A 21,289-nucleotide genomic window follows, 5' to 3' on the forward strand; every position below is an offset into this window, starting at 1 on the left:
GCCGATCGACAAACTCGACCGATCGACAAACCGACCGGAACGTCGCGAGGAGCGCCATGGCACCCAGTCCGCCCACCGACGCCGAACTCGACACCATGATCCGCGCCCGGCTGGCCAGCCTGGGCATCGACCTCGACCAGCTGCCACCCGGCACCGCCGCCGACCCGGAGACCGGATCCCCCGGGCGGGACTCCGTACTCGCCTCGCTGCGCTCCTTCGTCCGGAACACCGTGGCCGAGCTCGCGGCGTACCAGCTGCCGGCCCCCGCCGCCGGCACCGACCCGGCGCTGGCCCGGGCGCTCTCCCAGCAGGCGGCCCCGATGCTCTATCCCTCGATCAGCATGGAATGGCGACGGTGATAGGTCCCAGCTTCCCTTCCCGGACGCCCGCCGACATCGACGACGCTCGGGTGCCCGCCGGCACCGACACCTGGACGCCGGCCGGCGCCGGGGCCCGGACGCCCGCCGACGTCGCGCCCCAGGACCGGGCCGTCGAGCGCCGCGCGTTCCTGGCCCGTGCCACCGCGCTGGCCGCCGTCGGTGCGGTCGGCGCGGCCGGTGGCGCCGCCGCCCTGCCCGCGCCGGCCGGCGCCCGGCAGACACCCGCCTTCCTCCCCGGACACGGCCCCGGGCACGGCTCCGGCTCCGGACACGGCGGCTCCGGCCGGCCGAACCCCGCCCTGGACCGGCCGGAGGCCTACCGCCGGCCCCGGCCCGAGGCGCTGGCCGACCCGACCGAGCTGACCATCGCCGAGGCGGCCTGGCTGATCCGGGCCCGCCGGCTCGCCCCGGAGGAACTGGTCGAGGCGTACCTGGCCCGGATCGGGGCGTACGAGGGCGTGTACCAGGCGTTCAACCTGGTGCTCGCGGACGCCGCGCTGGCCGCCGCCCGCGCCGCCGCCCGGCGACCGCACTCCGGCGCCCTGCACGGCATCCCGCTGGCGATCAAGGACAACTACTACACCGCCGGGGTGCCGACCACCGCCAACTCCCACCTCTTCCGGGACTTCGTGCCGCCGTACGACGCGACCTCGGTCGCCCGGCTCAAGGCGGCCGGGGCGATCGTGCTCGGCAAGACCCAGATGGGACCGCTGGCCACCACCCGCGCCACCACCCCGGCCGGGGTAATCACCACCGTGAACGCCTGGACGCCGACCGACCCCGGGACCAACCCCGGCGGGTCGTCGACCGGTACCGCCACCGCGGTCGCCGGCCGGCTGGCGACCTCGGGAACCGGCACCCAGACCGGCGGCTCGATCACCGCGCCGTCGAACGCGCAGAACCTGACCGGGCTCAAGCCGACCATGGGCCGGGTCCCGCTGACCGGCATCATCCCGCTCACCTACACCCGGGACCATCCCGGCCCGCTGGCCAGGGACGCCCGGGACGCCGCGATCATGCTCACCGCGATGGCCGGCGAGGACCCGGCCGACCCGCGCAGCCAGGGCCTGCCGCCGGTCCCCAGGCTGATCGAGGCGGCCACCCCGGTCCACACCGGACGGCGGGTCAGGCTGCGCTGGCGTACCCAAATCGGCGTCCTGCCCGGCTACGCCGACGGCACGTCGGTGACCGCGTTGGCCCGGCAGGCATTCCTGGCCGAACTTGCGACGATCTCCGGCGCGACCCTGGTCGACGTGGCGCTGCCGGCCGAGTGGGGCCTGCTGACCGGTGGCAGCTTCAACAACGTCCGGCTGCCGGAGCGCAGCGAGCCGTTCATGCCCTATCTCCGGAGCGACCTGCGCGGCTTCGGGGTGTCGGTGACGAGCTGGTTGCAGGGGGCGCTGCTCGGCGGCAACGAGTTCCTGACCGGTCAGCGGGCCAAGCTGCTGCTGCTGGAGCGGGTGCTGGACGGGATCTTCGACGACTGTGACGTGGTGGTGCAGACCGGGCCGGTGCCGTTCGACATCCTCGGCCTGCCGGAGATCGCCTTCCCGATCGGCTTCACCGCGGCCGGGGTGCCGATCGGCACCATACTCGGCGGCCTGCCGTACGGGGAGGAGCGGCTGCTCTCGGTGGTGGCGGCGTACCAGGAGGTCACCGACTGGCACTGGCGCCGGCCGGCCGACCCGCCGGCACCGGCGGCGGACGCCCGGGCCGCCCGCGGCACGCTGGCGGCACCGGCACCGGACGAGTCCCGGGGCCGGCTCACCGCCGAGCAGGTTGCCGAACTGACCCAGTAGGCGCCGGATCGGGTACGCGGACGCGCGGCAGGCCCTCGGCCGGCAGGCCCGCAGCTGGCAGGCCCGCAGCTGGCAGGCCCTCGGCTTTCGTGTCGAGGGCCCGCCGGCCCGGCCCGTCCGAGGTGGGTAGGCCGGCGGAGGCCAGCAGGGCCAGCTTGTCCGCGTCGCCGGAGCCGGTGTCCGGGTGGTACACGACGAGCATGAGGCCGTCGGCTCCGCCTATACCCAGCCGTTCCCGGTTGAGCGTCAGTTCTCCGATCTGCGGGTGATTGAGCCTGATCGGCGTTCCGCGCTGCCCGCGTACCTCGTGGCGGGCCCAGAGCTGGCGGAATCGGGGACTGGCCAGGGAGAGTTCTCCGGTGAGCTCGATGAAGCGGGGATCGTCGACGTCGTTGCCGACGGCCTGTCGCAGGTTCGCGACGAAGCATTCCGTGATGTCCTGCCAGTCCGGATGCAGGGCCTGCTCGGCCGGGTCCAGGAACATGTCTCTGAGTTGATTGCCCCCGACGGCGAGGCGGGGAGAGAGCGCCCTGGCGAGACCGTTCGAGGCCAGGATGTCGAAGTACCGGCCCTCGATGAAGGCGGGCTGGAACAGGGAGTCCAGGAGCTTGAGCGCGCCGGGCGGCGGGGTCTCCCTGCGCGGTCGGGCCCTGCGCCGCCGGGGCGTCTCCGAGACCAGTCTCCGCAGATGGGCGACATGGTCGTCGTCGAGGTGGAGCACCCGGGCGATCGACTCGAGTACCTGCATGGACGGGTTGCGATCGCGGCCCCGCTCCAACCGGAGGTAGTAGTCGGCGCTGATGCCCGCGAGCATGGCCACCTCCTCGCGCCGCAGCCCGGGCACCCGCCGCACACCGACGTCGGGGATGCCCGCCTGCTCGGGTGTCACCAGCTCGCGCCGGGCACGCAGGTACGCACCGAGGGCGTTCGTCGTCCCGCTCACGACGCCAGCCCAAGGATCCGCGGGGCGGCGAGCGGGGGGCCTGTCACACCCCAGGCTGGAGGGGACTCTGGTCGAGGCGGGTAGCTGCGCATAGCGTCTCCAACGGTCCGCCCGGACCGAATATTTCGGAGGGAAACGCATGACCGTCACACTGATAACCGGGGCCAACAAGGGCCTCGGTTTCGAGACCGCAAAACAGCTCCTGGAACTGGGACACGTCGTCTACGTCGGTGCGCGTGACGCCGAGCGGGGCGAGAAGGCCGCGGCAACGCTCGGCGCGCGATTCGTGCAGCTCGACGTGACCGATGACACATCGGTGGAGAACGCGCTGGCCGCGATCGATTCGGCCGAGGGCCGGCTCGACGTGCTGGTGCACAACGCGGGCGTTCTCGGAAACGAAGCCCTCGACGGACCCACGGCGCTGCGGGTCTTCGACACCAACGCGGTGGGAATCGTCCGCGTGACGGAGGCGGCTCTTCCCCTGCTCCGCAGATCCTCGAACCCCATTGTGGTCACCGTCTCGAGCAGCGCCGGATCGTTCTGGGCGGTCAACAACCCCGACCGGCCGGAGTACCACCTGCCGCTCGCGCTCTACTCGGCGTCCAAGGCGGCGGCGACCATGCTGACGATCCTGTACGCGAAGTCCCAGCCGGGCATCAAGTTCAACGCCCTTGAACCCGGCACCACCGCCACCGACATGACCGCGGCCTTCGGAATCGGAAGGCCGCCGGCGGAGAGCGCCAGAACCGTCGTGCGGCTGGCGACTCTCGACGCGGACGGGCCGACGGGGACCTTCCGGGACGAAGCCGGGGAGTTGCCCTGGTAGAGACGGCGGACCGAAGAGGCGACCCGCGCCACACACCTTGACGTTCATCGATATGAGTCCTACCTTCGCCCCGGGAACACCGCAGCGGCGGAGGGGACGGCGGGATGCGAGCGCGCAGCTGGACGGCGACGGCGGTGGCCGTCGTACTGGTCGGTGGCGGCGGATGTGCGACGGAGCCGGCGGCGGCGACCACCACCGGGACCAGCGGCGACGGCCGGGCCATCCACCTGGACCGGTCCTACTCGCCGCAGGAGCGCGCCGTCGACCTGGTCTCCCGAATGACGCTGGCGGAGAAGGCCGCCCAGATGGTCAGCAGCCAGTCGGCGGCGCTGCCCCGGCTCGGCATCGAAGCCTACGGCTGGTGGAACGAGGCCGCGCACGGCGTCGCCCGGGAGGGCACCCTGCACAACGCCAACCCACCGATCCTGGTCAACACCACCTCCTATCCCGTCGACCTGTCGCTCGGCGCCACCTGGAACCCGGAGCTGGTCCACCGGGAGGCGACGCTGATCTCGGACGAGGCCCGCGAGGTGGTCCGGGACAACCGGCTCGACCTGAACTTCTACTCCCCCACCGTCAACCTGGCCCGGGATCCGCGCTGGGGCCGCAACGACGAGGCGTTCAGCGAGGACCCGCTGCTCACCGCCGCGCTCGCCGCCCAGTTCGTGAACGGGATGGAGGGCAAGGACCGGACCGGCCGGATGCTGCCGGAAAGCCGCGGCTACCTGAAGACCAGCACCACGCTCAAGCACTACGCCGCGAACAACAGCGAGTTCGACCGGCTGCGCGGCAGCGCCGACATGGACGACCGGACGCTGCGCGAGTACTACACCGCGCAGTTCCGGGAGATCGTCGGGCGCAGCTCACCGGCGTCCATCATGACCTCGTACAACCGGGTCAACGGGGTGCCGACCTCGGCCAGCGGCTATCTGATGGAGGAGCTGGCCCGGCAGACGTTCGGCTTCGACGGCTTCTTCACCTCCGACTGCGACTCGATCCGGGAGATCCAGCACGGCCACCGCTGGCAGCCGCCGGGCCACCCGGCCCCGCTGGACCACATCGAACGGCACGCCTGGGCCAACGCGGCCGGCGAGGACCTGAACTGCCAGCAGGGCTACCACGACGAGTGGAGCTATGCGAACACCATCCCGGCGGCCATCGCGCGGGGCATCGACACCCCGTACGGCCGCTACACCGAGGAGCACGTGGACGCCTCGCTGGTCCGGCTGCTGACCACCCGGATCCGGCTCGGCGAGTTCGACCCGCCGGGGGACGTACCGTGGGTGACCGCGGCCCGGTCCCGGGTCGCACCCGGCAGCTGGACGAACTCCGACGCCAACGGGGCCGTCACGCAGACGGCGGAGCGGCTCCGGACGGCCCGTGAGGTCGGCGCCGAGAGCATCGTGCTGCTGAAGAACCGGCCCGCACCGGTCGCCCGGACCGGTGGGGGCAGTCGTGCCGCGCTGCTGCCGCTGCGGGTCCCGGCCACCGGGGGGTACCGGGTGGCGGTGATCGGCCACTACGCCAACCCGCCCAGCATGTATCTCGGCGGCTATTCCAGCATCCAGGCCAGCGCCGGGCAGGCCAACGAGGTCAACGGATACCAGGGCCTGCGCGCGGCGATCCGGCGGATCAACCCGGCCGCCGTCGTCGACCACCTGCCCGGGATCACCCCCGGCAGCCTGGCCGAGGTGGACCCGGCCGCCGTGGCGGCCGCCGCCGGCTACGACGCGGTGATCGTGTACGCCGGCACCGACGACCGGCACTCCCGGGAGGACGTCGACCGGGCCACCCTGGCGCTGCCCGGCGCGCAGGCGTCCCTGATCAGCCAGGTGGCGGCCCGCAACCCGAACACCGTCGTCTACCTGGAGACGGCCGGGCAGGTCGACGTCGGCGGTTTCGAGGCTGCGGTGCCGGCGATCCTGTGGAGCTCGTACAACGGGCAGCGCAAGGGCGAGGCGCTCGCCGACGTGCTGCTCGGGGCGCGCAACCCGAGCGGGCACCTGCCGTTCACCTGGTACCGGGACGCGAGCCAGCTCCCGCCGATCGACGACTACCGGATCCGGGACGGTGCCGGGCACCCCGGCCGGACGTACATGTACTTCGACGGGGAGATCTCGTATCCGTTCGGCCACGGCCTCGGCTACAGCGGGTTCGGCTACTCGCGGCTGCGGGTGGACCGGCGGACCGTGGACCCGAACGGCACGGTCCGGGTCGGCGTCGACGTCACCAACACCGGTCGGGTGGCGGGCGCCGAGGTGGTCCAGCTCTACGTCTCCACGCCGGGCGCACCGGCCGCGAAGGAGCGGCCCGACAGGCGGCTTGCCGGCTTCGAGAAGATCTCGCTGCGCCCGGGGCAGACCCGGCGGGTGGAGTTCGTCGTACGCGTGGCCGACCTCGCCTTCTTCGACGAGCGCGCCGGCCGCTACGTCGTCGACTCCGGGGCGTACGCCTTCCAGGTCGGCCGCTCCAGCGCGGACGCCGACCCCCGGCTGCGCGCCGGGGTGACCGTCCGGGGTGCCCTGCGCCCGGCGCTGTCGGTGGTCACCGCCAGCGCGCCGACGCTGGTCTCCCCCGGCACCGTGCTCGCCCCGAGGCTGACGATCGCGCTGACCGACGACACCCGGTACGGCCACCGTGTCGAGGGTGCCGGCACGCCGCTGCCGCCCGGCGCGACCGTGCGGTACCGGAGCAACCGCCCGCAGGTGGTGTCGGTGGGCCGGTCGGGTGCGATCCGGGCGGTGGCCACCGGAGTCGCCACGATCACCGCGACGGTCGACTATCGGGGCGTCCGCCGGTCCACCGAGTTCGCCGTCGGGGTGCGGTAGGGCGGCACCGACGGTACGCGGCGACACAGCAAGGACATCGTTGGCTTATATAAGATACTCCTGATACTCTCCCTTCCGACCACAGCGAGAGGTCACCATGAGGGAGTGACGGTGGACATCGTCGACGAGATCAACGCCATCCACCGGAGGGTGGGCCGGGCGGAGACGCCGGCCGGCGAGGCGCGGACCGTGCTGCTGCGCCGGACCTACGACACCTCCGTGGACGACCTCTGGGACGCGGTCACCAACCCCGAGCGGCTGCCCCGGTGGTTCGCGCCGGTCAGCGGGGAGTTGAAACCCGGCGGCCGCTACCAGGTCGAGGGGAACGCGGGCGGCGAGATCATCCGCTGCGAGCCGCCCCGCCTGGTCAGGCTGACCTGGATCTTCGGCGAGCCCGTCGAGGGCGGGTTCAGCGAGGTCGAGGTGCGGCTGCACGGCGACGGCGCCGAGCGGGCCACCCTTGAGCTCGAACACGTCGCCGTCATCGACCCGGAACGGTGGACCGAGTACGGTCCGGGCGCGGTCGGCGTCGGCTGGGACCTGTCGCTGCTCGGCCTGGGCCTCCATCTGGGCGGTGACGCGATCGACGACCCGAACGCCTGGGGCGAGGCCCGGGAGGCCCGGGAGTTCATGACGCTGAGCAGCAACGCGTGGGGTGCGGCGGCGGTGGCCGGCGGCGAGCACCCGGACCCGGTCGCGGCGATGGTCGCCAACACCACCCGGTTCTACGCCCCGGACCTGCCGGCCGGCCCGAACGCACCCTGAGCCGGGCCGGCAGAAGGATCTACGGTCCGGGCCGTACCTGTTCGAAGTGGAACTCCCGGATGAAGCAGTCCCGGGGCTGTCCGACCGCGAACAGCACGCACTCCACGACCGACCGCGCGGTGAGCGGCGCGCCGAACCCGCGCGGCCCGTCGTCCTGGACGAAGTCCGGTGGGTAGAGCGAGATGATCCGGATCCCCTCGGCGCGCAGCCGGTGCGACAGGATGCCGGCGAAGCCGGCCTGGGCGTGCTTGGCCGCGTAGTACGCCGGATGCGCCTCGGAGCGGTGGTGGCCGACCTCGCCGCAGGCGGAGACCAGGTTGACGACGTCGGGCCGGTCCGAGGCGCGGAGCAGCGGCAACAGGTGCCGGGTCAGCAGGATCGTGCCGGTCGCCGCACCGGCGATGGTGCCGACGATGTCGTCGTCGGAGGCGTCGTCGAGGCCCGCACCGGGCAGGTAGGCGGCACCGTTGTTGACCAGGACGTCGATCCGGTCGGTCCGGGCGCCGAGCGCCGCCGCGAACCCGCGTACCGAATCGGGGTCGGCCAGGTCGCAGGCGAACGCCTCGGCCGTGCCGGCGCCGATCGTCTCGGCGGTCCGGGCGGCCGCCGCCGGGTCCCGGGCCGAGACCGTGACGTGCGCGCCGCGCGCGGCGAACGCCAGCGCCAGGGTACGGCCGGTGTCCCGGCCAGCACCGGTGACGACGACCCGCAGCCCGTCGAAGATCATCGGGCCAGTACACCTCCTCAACCACACGTCAGGTCAACCGTGCCGTGACGATCCGCACGAGTTACCGTCCTCGCCCGATGCGATGGCCGGACACAGCCCGGCTACGAGGCGCTGTTCCACGGGCGGCTGTTCCCGTTTCGCGGGAGTCGGGCAGATGGGGTGGGTGCCACCGCCAGGTGGGGTTGCTGTCTGGGTCGATGCCCTTGCGCCACAGGGCCGAAGGCGTCAGCCGGATCATGGTGGTCAACGCCCGGTAGGTGGCGTGTGAGGTCGTGCGGCGGCCGTCGGCGCGGGCTCCGCGGGCAGTGTTCTGCGTGCGGGGGCGGCGTTCGGTGTCGTAGCGCCGCAGCGCCGCCTGGAGGGTCGGCTCGGCGGAGAGTGCGGCGGCCAGGACGACGGCGTCCTCTATGCTCTGGCCCGCGCCTTGGCCGCGGTCGGGGCTCATCGCGTGGGCGGCGTCGCCGAGCAGTGCCACCCGGCCGTTGATGTAAGTCGGCAGCGGGTCGAGGTCGCGGATGTCGATGTGGATCACAGCGTCGGCGGGGGTGGCGTTGACGAGCGCCGGGATCGGGTCGTGCCAGTCCCGGATATGGCGAGCCACCTCGGTCTTCTCGTGTTCGTAACGAACTTCTGGCTGGTCGGCGGTGGTGATGTGGGCCCAGTAGGCGCGGGCACGGGAGAGCGGGTGGATGAGGAAGTAGGCGCCGGGGCCGAGCGTGACGCTGCCCGGTAGGCCGTCGAACGGGGCGATGCCGAGCCAGGCGGTGCGACCGAGGAACCTCGGTGGGGGCGTATCCGGCCAGAGCAGCCGTCGTGTGATGCTGCCGATGCCGTCGGCCGCGACGACCAGGTCGGCGCTCAGTTCGCCGCCGGAGTAGTCGACCGTGGCGGACGTGCCGTCCTGCCGGATGGTGGTCACCTCGGCCCCGGTGCGGACCCAGCCGTCCGGGATCGCGTCGAGCAGTACCCGGTGCAGGTCGGCGCGGTGGAAGGCGAGCAGCGCAGCCGGGTCGTCGGGACGGGCGCGTTGCAGATGGCGGCCGTCGGCGGTGCGCAGGTTGCCGGTCGCGTGGGTGGGAACGCCGGCTTGGCGTGCCTGCTCGCCGACGCCGAGTTCGTCCAGGGTGCGCAGCGCGTTGGGGGCTTGGGACATGCCGGCGCCGATCTCGCCGAGCTCACTCGCGCGTTCCAGGACCGTGGCGTGCCAGCCGATCCGGTGCAGGGCCAGCGCGGTGGCCAGGCCGCCGATGCCGGCACCGATCACAATGGCGTGGCGGGTCATGGGTCCTCCGTTTCGATGGGTGGGGCGTTGTCGAAGACCTTGGCCATCCAGGCGAAGGTCGTGTGTGCCTGGCGGACGCGCGCGGTCTTGACGTCGTCGGGGCCGAGCAGGTCGAGGCCCTGGCGGGTGATGTCGAGGAAGGAGGCGATCCCGGCGATCTGTCGCCGGACCACCGCCTGCCAGGCGTCGTCGGCCATCCGGTAGTACATGGTGCGATCTCCTGGCCTGGTGCGCCAGGTGAGGAACCCCATGCTGGTCAGCAGCCGCAGGTTCATGGTCAAAGAGGCGCGGCTGGCGCCGATGGCGGCGCTGATCTGACCGGCTGACTGCTCCGGCGGATCGCTGACCATCAGCCAGCCCAGGATCCGCCCGGCGATCGGTGGCACGCCGTCACGCGCCAGGTACATGGCTACCTGCTCGACCCATCCCAGCAACCGCTCGTCTTCAGCCACCGGCCCCCCTTTCCGTACATTTCAGTATGAGCTAAATTCCGTGTAACACAATCAGGGTGAGCCGGGAAGTCTGGTCGGCCCGCGGCTTCGGCCGCGGAGAACAAGGAGGACTTCTCCATGTCCACCACCTGGCTACTACGCAGCGGTGTCGCCGCAGGCGTCCTGATCCCGGTCGTGTTGTGGATCGACGGCGCGACCCGTCCGGGCTACAGCCTGTGGCACCACGGCGCCAGCCAACTCGGCACCGGTGACCGCGCCTGGCTACAAACGATCAACTTCCTACTCGGTGCCGTGCTGCTGGGCCTGTTCGCCATCGGCCTGCGCCGAGCACTGAACCCGGGCCACGGCGCCAGGTGGGCACCAATACTGGTGGCTACCGCCGCCGCCGGTCTCGCCGTGGCCGGGCTGGTGCCCACCGACCCAGCCCTCGGCTACCCACCGGGCCAGCCGGAAGGTCTCACCAACGCCGGACGCATCCACCAGATCGCCGGGCTCGCGCTGTTCGCCGGCCTCAGCGCAGCCGCGTTCGTCCTCGCCGGCCGCCTGCGCGAGGTCAGCCAGGGCTGGACCCGCTACCTGCGAACCTCCGGCGTACTCGTCATCATCTTCGCCTTCGCCGCCGGCATCGCCTACCGCCTCGACACGCTCGGCATCTGGCGACCCGCCCCAGCCGGCCTACTCGAACACCTCTCCCTCCTTACCGGATTCCTCTGGATCATCGCGGTGGCCGCGTGCCTGCTACGCCGCCCCGCCGGACGGCGAGGCGAGGGCCAGGTCACCGCCGCCGATACAAAGTGATCCGAGCGGCGTCGCGCCGCGGCGTCCGAGGATCGCGCCGAGGTCGAGCGGCCATGCCCGTACCGCGCACAGCGCTGCCCGAGTCGCAAAGCAGCCGAGTCAACCGCGCCATCAGGAATCGGCCGTGGCCGCATCGGATGGCACCCGCTGCGTTGGCAGAACGGGATTGAGCCGGACGGAGCCAGCGACCTTCTGCCGGTAGATCTCCTGCGTGGCGCGGTCCCAAGGGATGCACCAGCGTCCGCTGGGACCGCGGTGGTCGGGTACCTGGCCGAGGCGCAGCCAGTTGTGGACGGCGTCGGCTGGGATACCGAGCTCGGCGGCGGCCTGCTTGACTTTGACCTCGCCGTCCTGGACGGCGACGGCGCGCGGCCCGAAGATCTTGGAGGCGTCGCGGACCCGGCGACGCCTCCGGCGGTGAACGGCTTGCCGTTGCCGGTCACCAGACCGGCGACGTTGAGCATGTCGGCGAGCTCGGCGCTGGTGTGCGTGGCACCGTGGCGGCGGATCACCTCCAACGCCGCGTCCGAGGTCCGGCCGGGGCCGGGGCGAACGACGGTCAGCTCGTCGGTGGCGCCGGTGTGCCAGCGCACCCCAATCCGCATGGTCTTCGTGTCCGGCTCGGGCAGCAGCGCGACGTCGGCAACCAGCGAGCGCAGCAGAGTCCGAAGAGTACCTCGACTGACGAGCCGTGTAGGGCACAGGTTCCGATGGTCGGACGCAGCGCGGGAGGTATCGGCCGATGCCTGATGTGGGCGACACCGTTGCGATCCTCGCCCGACGCGGTGGTCGGGCGCAGCTCCAAAGTCCGGGCCGCCGGATTGCTCAACGGACAGAACGTTGCGATCCTCGCCCGACGCGGTGGTCGGGCGCAGCTTCTCGTGCTCACCATGAGCGGCGTCGCCGTCGGTGTTGCGATCCTCGCCCGACGCGGTGGTCGGGCGCAGCCGACACGTGTACCCGCTCGGTCACCGCCATCACGGCGTTGCGATCCTCGCCCGGTCCGGAGACCGGGTGCAGGGCCAGTTCCTCGACATCGGCACCGGGCTACCGACATTGTTGCGATCCTCGCCCGGTCCGGAGACCGGGTGCAGGCATCCCGCACTGCTGACGTACCGGTCCGCCAACGCTCTGTTGCGATCCTCGCCCGGTCCGGAGACCGGGTGCAGGGGGGTTCACGACCTGCGAAAGCATAGCCAGGAAGTCCGTTCCGCGATCGATAACCCATCCCTTATGCCCGATAAGGCCAGGAAGTTCGCCTCGGAACCCCACGCTGAGAGCAGCGCCACCGGCGGTTCCTAGATCAACTAACATCGACAGAACCCGTCATCGAGGGCTGACTCTTGGTGGCAGGTCCGGTACGGTCAGCGCTGGTACCGAGTGGGGCACTGGGGGCGATTACGGCGATGGCGTCTGTGGAAGAAGTCAAGGTTGGAGTGGCCAGGTTTGGCGACGAGGCTGGCAAGCAGATTGGACAGATCCGCGCTCTGACCGGTTCACTGGAGCAGACGTCGTCTATGCTGCGCACGATCACGAGCGGCACCAGCCATGCAGCCGTTGCGGATGCACTGACCCGGCTCGAACAGGCCAAGCAACGCCTGGCCGAGGCCGCCACCCTAACTCAAGGCGCCGTCGAGACCACGCGCAACTACGCTGCCACCTTCTGAGCCGAGGGGTCCACATGCCACGCGTAATCGTGCCTGTCGGGCTTTCGATGGGACCTCGCTATCGGTACGTCCGCCCTCCGGACCCACGGCCCGAGTGCTATGAAATCCACCTCGGCGACGATCTCGTCGAGCTCACTGAGGATGAGACTGCCGTCTGGGCAGCAGCCTTCATCGACGCCGACCGGCACTCCAAACTTGGCGTCAACCGCAAGTCATTGATCCGTATGCTGGAGAACGCTCCTAGGCCAGAACCGAGGGCCGCCGAGATCGTGGAAGATCTGATCAGCCGCGGCCTACTCCTGGAGTACGACCCGGAGGGCGACGTCCAGGAAGTCTTCCGCCGACACAAGCTCCTGCCACTTGGCGAAGGACTCGGCTCGACACCCGAGGAGCCCCACCTTCATCGCATCGGCCATCAGGGCAACCCCAAAGTCGCTGTGCCCATCCAGGTCTACACCCAGTGGTCTTACGCATACTTGCATCCCAACCTCTGGGAGGCATGCGTGTACTATGCGGACGAGTCGGAGGAGGCGTCGGCCGGGGAGGACGTCCTGAATCTCACTCCCGGCGAGGTGGCCCGCGACGTGGCTCTCAACCTGCCGATGATGATCGCAACCAGTTGTGCCTTTCTCGATCCCGTCGTCGCGGCATGAGATACGGCCGCAAGCAACGACGGGAACAGAAGAAGGAGCGACCGTTCGCTCGGCGACTGAAGTACGAGAGCGCCAAGGAAGGGCTCGGCAAGCTTGTCGAGTGGGGCAGCGCGGGGATCGGCATGATGCTGGGGGTAGCCGCCACCCGGCTGGGGTTACCGATCTCGCCTGCCGTCGCGACGACCGGCGGCGCCATCCTGGGCGGTCTGCTCGGGTCCCAAGGCAAGGCTTACATAGTCGCGCGTCTTGATTACCTGAGAGAAACTCGCGCCCAACGGAAGCCTCAGGCAGCAGCCGAAGCTACCACCACAGACGAGGGCGGCGACAAAGTTCCGGCAAAACCTCGCGGCGACCCGCCGAAGCCGCCTCCCAAGCCCTTCACTGTAGGGGCGTTTCGGCGTGCCGCTCGGGTGCCGCACCGCAAAATCGTCAGGGGTCGGACCGATTCAAGCAGCGTTGCGAGCCAGGTGATTTCTGGGCTGGAGAAGGCGATCGATCAGCTCGAACAAGCTGCCAAGCAGGCCCAACAGCTTGGCGTAGACGTATGGGCCAGTCACAACAGGTTATCGGCAACCCTCGCTGGCGGCCGACCCGAGGTCGTCAGGCACACCCACGACCGCCTGACCACCGCTCGACATCATGTTCAGGATTCGGTCAATCTGCTCCGCCAGGCAGCCGAGAGGCTACGCGAGTACCGCTCAGCCATCTGAGCCCTTACTTCTCGGCAACGTAGACCCCGACGCCTGGGACCCCTACCACCAGCCCTTCGGCCTTCAGAGTGAGCATGGCGTTCCGCACGACGATCGAGGAGACGCCGTAGATATCGCAGAGCTGCGATGTTGAGGGCAGTTTGTCTCCTGGCGACAGCTCACCCGACTCGATCTGTCTACGGATGCGTTCGGCGAGTTCGACCCACTTCGGGCTCGGTGGCATGGTGGTACTCCCTGGTCAGCACCACCATTTGATCACTCATCACCTGCTATCGCAAGTGATAGCTTGACTGCGATAGCTTGTTATCCTAGGCTCCGAACTGATCGGCTCCCTGGTCAGCACCCTTGGGGCTGGTTGTCCCGCACAGAGCCCGGCCGGCCTCTCTCCCGGTCGGCCGGGTGCCCCCACCTGCCCATGCACACCCGCCGGCCATCCCCATCCAGACGGGAGGCACCAATGGACCCCGCACCACCCCACCCCCGGACCGCCCGATGACCCCCCTCTCGCAGACCGGGTACGCGACCTTCGCGCGTACCCGGATGGACGAGGCGCGGCGGGCGGTGCTCGGGCACGCCGTCTGCGCGTACACCGGGGTCTGTCTCGGGTGCGGGCGGCCCGGCCCCTGCGCGACCCTGCTGGCCGCGCGCCGGACCCTGGCGCACCACACCCAGCGGACCGTCAACCAACGCCCGCACCACTACGGGCACCGCCAGCTTCCGATGATGACCGGAGACGTGCGCGCACCGGTGCCGAGTGACGAGCTGCGGGCCGCCTGCCTGGCCGTCGAGTCCGCGCTCGACCGGGCCGACCAGCACGTCGCCGGGGTCGGGCACCCGCTCCCCTCCGCCGGACTCGCCCGCTGGGAGGACGCGCTCACCGACGCCTGGTCGGCGCTGCACCTCGTGCACGGTGGCATCGCCGAGGCGCGGACGCTGCCCGGCAGCACTCCGGCGAGCGTCCGGGACGTCGTCGACGGCTTGGCGCTCGCCCGCGCGGACGCCGAGCGGGCCGGTGCCGCGGCCGGGCGGGTCCGGCGGCAGCTCGCCGCCGCCGAGGACCGGCTGCGCCGGACCAGTGTCGACCCGCCGGCCCGGGTCGCGGCCGATCGGTGGCGCACCGCCGCCGCCCGGCTCGACCTGGTCACCGCCCGGCTGGCGATCGGCGCCCGCGCCCTCGACCGGTACGCCGCCGCGCTCGCCGGCACCACCAGCCAGCTGATCCGGCCGCCGGCAACCGTGCCGCCGCACGGGCCGACGGTCGCGGCCGGGGCGCGGACGGCCGGGGCGGTGCTGCTGACCGTGCACCCGTGGAGCGGCTGGCGGGGCTTCCTGGCCCGCGCACGCCGGCAGCGTCAGATCGACCGGGAACGCGCCGACCTGCGGAGCGACCTGTGGTGAGCCGCCACACCGCCCCGAGCCGCTACACCGCCCCGCTGCGGGATCTTGCCAGCGGCCGGCCGCGTGACTACCAGCACCGGATCGACCGGTTCGACGAGCCGGACTGGCGACGCTACGGCCTGCTGGTCGAGACCGCGTTCCGGCTCGCCGTCGGGCGGCGGTTCCGGCCGGCTGGGCGGGACCGGGCGCCGGTGATCCGGTTCGTGGCGAGCGTCCGGGAGCGCTACGACCATACCGGCTACGACCTGGACCCGAGGCTGGCCGAGTCGCTGCTCTGGGCGACCCTGGCCGGCGAGCCGACCCCCGACCCGCTGCTCGCCAGGACGCACACCGCGCAGACGCTGCTGCTCATCGGCCTGCTCGACGACGAGGGCCTGTCCCGCGCCGAGCTGGACCGCTTCCTCGCCGAAGCCGAGGGAACGGCCGAAGCCGAGGACGCTGCCGAAGCCGGGGGAACCGCCGAATCCGAGGGAACCGCTGGAGCCGAAGCCGGGGGGACCGCCGAAGCCGAGGGAGGTGTGGCGGACAGCGACGCGAGCGACCCCGCAGCCGAGGTGGCGGCCGAGGAGGGCGGCTCGGCCGCTCCCGGCCCCGCGCCTACTGGTTGCTGACGACGACGTTGTCGAAGGCGGCGGCCGCGTTGTAGACGCGCACGCCCGACCTGCCGGACGCGAACGCGGTGTCGGTGACCGAGATCCTCGGTGTGGTCAGGTCGTCGACATACACCCTGATCGAGGAGCCGTTGGCCACCACGCGCAGGTGGTACCGCTGGCCGGTGGCGACCGGCAGCGGCGCCGAGCCGAGCGGCGTCCAGTTGTTGTCGGCCCGGCCGAGGATCACCCGCCCGGCCGGGGTGATCCCGGCGTAGTAGCCGCGGTAGGCGTCGGTGCCGGTCGCCACGCTGGAGGCCCGGAACACCAGCCCGGCGTCACCGCGGCCCGAGGTGACCGTGACGTCGAGGTCGTAGGTCGCGTTCGCGTGGTTGTCGTCGAGCAGCGACTTGCCGCCGTAGGAGGCGGTCGTCCGGTACTGGCCGCCGCTGACCGACCAGGCCCCGCCGTACGTCTGCCAGCCGAGCGCGTTGCCGTCGGCGAAGTTGTCCTTCACGAGCATCGTGACCCGCTGGATCGTGCCGTCGGCGTTGAAGTTCATCCTGTCGTACGCGACCTGCCGCGCGTTGCCGTCGGTCTGCGAGAGCGGCCGGCGGTGGTAGAAGATGTACCAGGTGTCGGTGCCGGGGATGTTCAGCACCGAGTTGTGCCCGGCGCCCCGCGCCACCGCCGGATCCTGGGCCAGCACCTTGTCGAGACGGGTGAAGGGGCCGGTGGGCGAGTCGGCCATCGCGTACGCCACCGAGTAGTTCGGCCCGGTCCAGCCGCCCTCCGACCACATCAGGTAATACCTGCCGTTCCGCTTGAACATCTGCGAGCCCTCGACGTACCCGCTCGGAGTGATCTCCTGGTAGGTCGTGCCGTCGGCGAAGGTGCCCAGGCTGGTCATGTCGGGGTTCAGCTTGGCGACGTTGGCGTGCCCCCAGCCGCCGTAGTAGATGTACGCCTGCCCGTCGTCGTCGATGAAGACGTCCTGGTCGATCGGCTGGGCGCCGTTGACGAACTGCGCGATCAACGGCCGCCCGATCGCGTCGGTGTAGGGTCCCTCCGGCCGGTCGGCGACAGCCACCCCGATGCCACCGAGCGCGCTGTTGCTCTGGATGTCGTTGGCCGCGAAGTACAGGTAGTACCTGCCGTTGCGGGCGATCGGGGCGGGCGCCCAGACGGCGTACCGCGCCCAGCTCACGTTGGCGGTGGTGAGGACGTTCGGGTGCCTGGTCCAGGTGACCAGGTCGGTCGAGGAGAAGGCGTCCAGATAGGTCTGTTCCGCGTACGGTCGGGAGGCGGTCGGGAAGACGTAGAAGCGGTTGCCGTAGATCGCCACGTCGGGGTCGGCGTACCACCCGGCGACGATCGGGTTGCCCGCCTCGGCGGTGGTGTAGTCGGGTAGCGCGGCGGAGGCCGGAGCTGCCGGCGCGGTGGCGGCGAGCACCCCCCCGACGGCGACGACGGCAGCGACAGCGGTGGCGGCTTTACCGAGGGTCCCTCCAGGCATCCACATTTAATAATGTTTTCTGTTTCTGCCTGATGTCGTCAAGTGTCGATTCGCGCCGCCGGTAGCCGGGTGCCGTGGACCGGGACTGTCAGACCAGGTAGTAGCCGAGGAAGGCGACCGGGGCGGCGAGGAAGCAGATCAGGAAGCCGAGCCGGGCGTACCGGGCGGGACGGCCGACGATCATCCTCGGCTTGCCCCAGACGCTGAGCACGAGATAGCCGACGAAGAAGGCCATCGTCGGCAGCCCGGCGCAGCTCCACGAGAAGACCGCGAGGGTGCCGGCGTCGAAGCCCTTGTTCCGGGTCACCTCGGCGACGGTGAGCACGATCCAGATGATCACCGTGAGCACCCCGGCACAGATCAGGTAGACCGTCGTCGCCCGGGCAAGCGGTGACATCGACGGAAAGAGCGGCGCCTGCTGCGCCATCGTCTCCGTCTGCACGATCATCACGTCGGCACCGTCGGCCGACTGCCGGGCCAACTCCAGCTCCCGCACCGGGTCCACCGGCCGGGCCGGTGGCCCCCCGGCCGCACCGGTGCCGGCCGTCGCCGCGTCGAAGGGAAGCCGCGGGCCGGGGACCGCACCGGCCCCCGCGCCGGAGGCCGGGGTCGCCGGCAGCGCGCGCCGCGCCGGACCGGCCGGCAGTTCCGGGTACGCCGCCGCGCCGCTCACCGGCTCGACCCCACTCCCCTGCTCACCGCCACCCGCAGGGGTGCCGAATCCGGTCGGCCGGTAGACGTGCCGCTGCGGACCGGGTGCGTCGGATCCGCTCGGCGGAAACGGCGGGCTCGGCGGAGACGTCGGCGAGCTCGGAGGCGGCGAGCTCGGAGGCGGCGGGCCGAGTGGTTCGGGGTGGTCCGGTCCGGCGTACTGGGCAGGGACGCTGGGCTGACCGGGTGCCCCGGGCGGCGGATAACCGCCCACCGGAGGCGGTGACGGCCAGGACGGCGGAGGCGGCGGAGGCATGGGCGGGCCGGGCTGCGGGGCGGGCGGCGGAATCGACCTGCCGATCATCTGGCCGAGCGCCGTCAACCGCTGCTGCTGCACGCCGAGCCGCTGGTCGAGCCGGTCGGCGGCGGCGGCCGTGCTGCCGCGCGCCTCGGCGAGCTGGGCGGCGCTGCGTTCACCACTGCGCCGCAGCTCGTGCAGGTGCCGGGCCAGAGCCGCGTACTCGGCAAAGCTCGCCACCTCAGCTCCCCTCCTCGTCGTCGTGCTCGTGACCGGCCCGGACAAACGGCACGATCAGGCGCACCCGCTGGTCGTGCCGGTCCACCAGCAGGGCCCGGTTCGGCCTCGGGGTGTAGGCGAGGTCGTTGACCCCGAGATACATCCCCAGCTCCCCACCGGGCACATTCAGCGCCACCAGGCAGGCGACGTCGTCCCGGTTGCCCGAACCGCCGATGTCGTCGGAGAGGCGGCGCAGCCCGCGCCACCAGCCGAGCAGGTGCACCCCGTAGGCCGGGCCCTGCCGGAGCATCGCCTGCAGGTCGTCCAGCCCGGACTTGAAGTGCTCGTCCCGGACCCCGAGGACGCCGCTGGCACCGTCCATGCCGTACCCGATCAGGAAGGTCCGGGAGGCGGGCGGCCCGTCGGCCGGCTGGGCGGCGAGCTTGCGCAGCTCGTCGCGGAGCCCGGCGGCGTCGAGCCGGTCGACCGGATGCCCCGCCCCGGTCAGCTCGGCGATCGTCGTCTCGGCGATCTCGTCGGCGACCGCGACCAGCGGGGCGACCAGGAAGCGGGCGCTGCCTGGGGCGTGCTGCCGGGCCAGGCTGACCGTGGCGGCGTGCAGCACGCTCGCCCCGACCGGGGAGGTGCCGACCACCGCCAGGTGCCGGCCCGGTGTCGCGTCCAGCGCGAACATCGCCGAGGTCAGGTCCACGTCGACGGTACGGCCGACAAGCGCCAGCGGCCGCCGTCCACCCGGGACCAGTCCCCGGTACGTCGGATCGTCCTCGACGTGCGCCGACTCGTACCCCTTGAAGACCGCCGGTGGCCGCGAGCCCGGCCTGCGGGCCTGCCACAGCTCGTGCCGCAGCTGTGCCACCTCGGCGGCGCTGGCGTGCGCGTCCGGAAACCGGACCACGGTGTTGGCGGCGGCGAGCCCGGCGGCCGGGTTGATGATCGCCGAGCCGATCGGCAGCGCCCCGGCGGCGTCGTTGAGGTGGTCCAGCACTCCGCCGCCGCCAGGCAGGGCCACCCGGAGCGGGAACTGCCCGAAGATCGAGTCGGTCTTTCCGTAGAGCGCCTCGATCCCGGTCATGCTCTGGCTCGCCAGCACCAGGTGGATGCCGTAGGACCGGCCCTTGCGGGCCAACTCCTCCAGCAGCGCCACCGCCTCCCTCGCCACCGCGTCGTTGCCGGCGAAGAGCACGTGGAACTCGTCGATCACCGCCACGATCCGGGGCAGCGGCCGGGCGCCGTCCCGGGGCAGGTCGGCCAGCTTCGTCACACCGTGCCGCTTCAGCGCCGACGCCCTGCGGTTCAGCTCGCGGCGCAGCTCGCGCAGGACGGCGACGCCGTACTCCCGGTCGGACTCGATGCCGACCGCCCGCGCGTGCGGGATCCAGGACGGGTCGCGGCCGGTCGGCACGAACTCGGTGAAGCTGACCCCCTCCTTGAAGTCGAGCAGATAGAGGGAGAGTTCGTCCGGCGAATAGCGGGCGGCGAGTCCGTAGAGGACGTCGAGCAGGAAGACGGTCTTGCCGGCACCGGTCCGGCCGCCGACCAGCCAGTGTGGGGTCTGGTCGTCGAAGGCGCAGATCACCGGCTCCCGGCCGGCGCGGCCGATCACCGCGCGCAGCCCGTTGCCGGAGGACTCCGCCCAGGGGCGGGCCGGCAGCAGGTCGGTGAACTCCAGCGTCGACTCCCGCCGGTAGATCTCGCCGAGCCGGTCGGCGAGCGCCGCGACCGCGCCGGCCGGCGGCTCGCCGTCCAGGCGTACCGGGGCGGCCAGGCCGGAGCCGTCGGAGCTGAACGGGTGGCCGGGCGGGTCGCCGATCCAGGCGTACCCCTGCGGGTCGAGCCGGACCTGCGTGGTGCCGCCCAGCGGGGCCAGGGCGGGCCCGGCGTGCCGCGGCGGATATCCGGCGGCGAGCACGCAGACCCCGGCGGTCGGGCCGGCGTGGGTGAGTGCGGCGAGCCGCCCCAGCTCCCGCCCCTGCGGCAGCGAGGCGGCGACCAGGAGCAGGAGTTCCGGCGTACCGGAGGTGGCGGCCTGCTGGGCGGCGCGGGCGTGCCGTTCGGCGGCGTCGAGGGTCGCGGAGATCTCCGCCTCGGTGGTGGCCGGCGGCGGTATCGCCCCGGCCTCGATCAGCACCCGCAGCGGCAGGAAGGTGGCGCCGAGCGCCGCGCTGTCCAGGGCGGCGACCCGGACCGCGCCGGGCGGCGCGGCGGCGAGCAGCCGGACCACCAGGGTACGCAGCAGCGCCGCGACCCGCCCGTCCCGGGCGTCGGCGTCGATCGCCAGGTGGGTGCCGCCGCTCAGCGGTACGACCGCCGGAAAGTCCCCGTCCACCGTGGTCGCCACGCCGAGCCGCATCGGCAGCGGGCCGGCGAAGAACCGGGCCGGCTCCGGCTCACGGCTGACCGCCTCGCCGACCCGGCGCAGCCGGGCCACGATGTCGCCGGTCTCGCCGGTGTCGGCCGGCGGCCGGAGTTGGGCCAGCGCGTGCCGGGCCGCGTCCAGGTGTGCCCGGGCCTGCCGGTGGGCGGCCACCGCCCGCCCGAATGTGGCTGCGAGTCCCACCCTGCCCCCAAGCGTCGGTACGCGTAGTCACCGGAACACTAACCGAAGCCGGCACCGGAACGAACCAGCCCGCCCCCGCGTCAGCGTGCCAGCCGCTGAGCGGCGCTCGCCGGGTTGAGTGTGTCGCGTCGCCCGCGTCGCCCGCGTCGCCCGCGTCGCCCGCGTCGCCCGCGTCGCCCGCGTCGGTCGCGTCGGTCGCGTCGGTCGCG

20 protein-coding genes are annotated in these 21,289 nt (G+C 71.9%); 12 read left to right on the forward strand and 8 right to left on the reverse strand.

All coding sequences use genetic code 11. The annotated features are described in order from the left end of the window. Positions 1 to 56 precede the first annotated feature (56 nt). Together ACN27G_RS19585 and ACN27G_RS19590 are read left to right on the forward strand one after the other, a co-directional pair. Positions 57 to 359, forward strand: coding sequence for a hypothetical protein (locus tag ACN27G_RS19585; protein ID WP_421494233.1), 303 nt, complete (start codon positions 57 to 59; stop codon positions 357 to 359). Continuing rightward, positions 356 to 2,179: an amidase gene (locus ACN27G_RS19590; protein WP_421494234.1), complete on the forward strand. Its 1,824-nt coding sequence runs from the start codon at positions 356 to 358 to the stop codon at positions 2,177 to 2,179. Before ACN27G_RS19585 ends, ACN27G_RS19590 begins: the two co-directional genes overlap by 4 nt. Here the strand turns inward: ACN27G_RS19590 and ACN27G_RS19595 are convergent. Next, positions 2,145 to 3,122, reverse strand: a complete 978-nt coding sequence (locus ACN27G_RS19595; RefSeq protein WP_421494235.1) for a helix-turn-helix domain-containing protein — start codon at positions 3,120 to 3,122, stop codon at positions 2,145 to 2,147. The genes ACN27G_RS19590 and ACN27G_RS19595 overlap by 35 nt on opposite strands. A gap of 139 nt (positions 3,123 to 3,261) precedes the next feature. Between ACN27G_RS19595 and ACN27G_RS19600 the strand changes: the two genes are divergently transcribed. The 3 genes from ACN27G_RS19600 to ACN27G_RS19610 all read left to right on the forward strand — a co-directional run bounded on the left by ACN27G_RS19600 (position 3,262) and on the right by ACN27G_RS19610 (position 7,541). Then, entirely contained in the window at positions 3,262 to 3,948 is a 687-nt protein-coding gene (locus ACN27G_RS19600; RefSeq protein WP_421494236.1) for an SDR family NAD(P)-dependent oxidoreductase, read from the forward strand. Positions 3,949 to 4,052: 104 nt separating this feature from the next. Beyond that, complete coding sequence (locus ACN27G_RS19605; protein WP_421494237.1) at positions 4,053 to 6,776, forward strand: glycoside hydrolase family 3 C-terminal domain-containing protein; 2,724 nt, start codon at positions 4,053 to 4,055, stop codon at positions 6,774 to 6,776. A 105-nt stretch (positions 6,777 to 6,881) separates the two neighbouring features. Beyond that, on the forward strand, positions 6,882 to 7,541 hold the full coding sequence (locus ACN27G_RS19610; RefSeq protein ID WP_421494238.1) for an SRPBCC family protein: 660 nt from the start codon (positions 6,882 to 6,884) through the stop codon (positions 7,539 to 7,541). Between the two features lie 19 nt (positions 7,542 to 7,560). Here the strand turns inward: ACN27G_RS19610 and ACN27G_RS19615 are convergent, their stop codons facing one another. The 3 genes from ACN27G_RS19615 to ACN27G_RS19625 all read right to left on the reverse strand — a co-directional run bounded on the left by ACN27G_RS19615 (position 7,561) and on the right by ACN27G_RS19625 (position 10,002). Next, positions 7,561 to 8,268, reverse strand: coding sequence for an SDR family oxidoreductase (locus tag ACN27G_RS19615; protein ID WP_421494239.1), 708 nt, complete (start codon positions 8,266 to 8,268; stop codon positions 7,561 to 7,563). 61 nt (positions 8,269 to 8,329) lie between these two features. Further along, positions 8,330 to 9,550 (reverse strand): FAD-dependent monooxygenase, encoded by a 1,221-nt coding sequence (locus tag ACN27G_RS19620; RefSeq protein WP_421494240.1) that lies wholly within the window; start codon positions 9,548 to 9,550, stop codon positions 8,330 to 8,332. Further along, positions 9,547 to 10,002, reverse strand: a complete 456-nt coding sequence (locus ACN27G_RS19625) for a GbsR/MarR family transcriptional regulator (protein ID WP_421494241.1) — start codon at positions 10,000 to 10,002, stop codon at positions 9,547 to 9,549. Before ACN27G_RS19625 ends, ACN27G_RS19620 begins: the two co-directional genes overlap by 4 nt. Before the next feature lie 117 nt (positions 10,003 to 10,119). On the opposite strand from ACN27G_RS19625, the gene ACN27G_RS19630 reads away from it, so the two are divergent. From ACN27G_RS19630 to ACN27G_RS19650, 5 genes are all read left to right on the forward strand, one after another. After that, the gene (locus ACN27G_RS19630; RefSeq protein WP_421494242.1) at positions 10,120 to 10,800 is read left to right on the forward strand and encodes a DUF998 domain-containing protein; all 681 of its coding nucleotides are present in this window, start codon (positions 10,120 to 10,122) and stop codon (positions 10,798 to 10,800) included. Positions 10,801 to 11,055: 255 nt separating this feature from the next. After that, positions 11,056 to 11,550: a hypothetical protein gene (locus ACN27G_RS19635; RefSeq protein WP_421494243.1), complete on the forward strand. Its 495-nt coding sequence runs from the start codon at positions 11,056 to 11,058 to the stop codon at positions 11,548 to 11,550. A gap of 656 nt (positions 11,551 to 12,206) precedes the next feature. Next, positions 12,207 to 12,467, forward strand: coding sequence for a hypothetical protein (locus ACN27G_RS19640; RefSeq protein ID WP_421494244.1), 261 nt, complete (start codon positions 12,207 to 12,209; stop codon positions 12,465 to 12,467). Between the two features lie 14 nt (positions 12,468 to 12,481). Continuing rightward, positions 12,482 to 13,120 (forward strand): hypothetical protein, encoded by a 639-nt coding sequence (locus ACN27G_RS19645; protein ID WP_421494245.1) that lies wholly within the window; start codon positions 12,482 to 12,484, stop codon positions 13,118 to 13,120. Further along, positions 13,117 to 13,830 carry a hypothetical protein gene (locus ACN27G_RS19650; protein WP_421494246.1) on the forward strand — a complete coding sequence of 238 codons (714 nt, stop codon included), beginning with the start codon at positions 13,117 to 13,119 and terminating at the stop codon, positions 13,828 to 13,830. The genes ACN27G_RS19645 and ACN27G_RS19650 overlap by 4 nt, the downstream gene beginning before the upstream one ends. 4 nt (positions 13,831 to 13,834) lie before the next feature. On the opposite strand, the gene ACN27G_RS19655 is transcribed toward ACN27G_RS19650, so the two are convergent. Then, positions 13,835 to 14,053 (reverse strand): winged helix-turn-helix domain-containing protein, encoded by a 219-nt coding sequence (locus ACN27G_RS19655; protein ID WP_421494247.1) that lies wholly within the window; start codon positions 14,051 to 14,053, stop codon positions 13,835 to 13,837. 269 nt (positions 14,054 to 14,322) lie between these two features. Here ACN27G_RS19655 and ACN27G_RS19660 point away from each other — a divergent pair, with 269 nt between their 5' ends. Then, the gene (locus ACN27G_RS19660) at positions 14,323 to 15,228 is read left to right on the forward strand and encodes a hypothetical protein (RefSeq protein WP_421494248.1); all 906 of its coding nucleotides are present in this window, start codon (positions 14,323 to 14,325) and stop codon (positions 15,226 to 15,228) included. Continuing rightward, a complete protein-coding gene (locus ACN27G_RS19665; RefSeq protein ID WP_421494249.1) occupies positions 15,225 to 15,839 on the forward strand; it encodes a hypothetical protein in 615 nt (204 codons plus the stop codon). Before ACN27G_RS19660 ends, ACN27G_RS19665 begins: the two co-directional genes overlap by 4 nt. Here ACN27G_RS19665 and ACN27G_RS19670 read toward each other — a convergent pair. The 3 genes from ACN27G_RS19670 to ACN27G_RS19680 form a co-directional block, all read right to left on the reverse strand. After that, complete coding sequence (locus tag ACN27G_RS19670; protein ID WP_421494250.1) at positions 15,826 to 17,334, reverse strand: family 43 glycosylhydrolase; 1,509 nt, start codon at positions 17,332 to 17,334, stop codon at positions 15,826 to 15,828. The genes ACN27G_RS19665 and ACN27G_RS19670 overlap by 14 nt on opposite strands. Positions 17,335 to 17,422: 88 nt before the next feature. Continuing rightward, positions 17,423 to 18,523, reverse strand: coding sequence for a hypothetical protein (locus ACN27G_RS19675; protein WP_421494251.1), 1,101 nt, complete (start codon positions 18,521 to 18,523; stop codon positions 17,423 to 17,425). 1 nt (position 18,524) lies between these two features. Then, a complete protein-coding gene (locus ACN27G_RS19680; RefSeq protein WP_421494252.1) occupies positions 18,525 to 21,080 on the reverse strand; it encodes an FtsK/SpoIIIE domain-containing protein in 2,556 nt (851 codons plus the stop codon). Between the last annotated feature and the right edge of the window lie 209 nt (positions 21,081 to 21,289).

Source organism: Plantactinospora sp. WMMB334 (genome assembly GCF_049179095.1).
GTDB lineage: Bacteria > Actinomycetota > Actinomycetes > Mycobacteriales > Micromonosporaceae > Plantactinospora.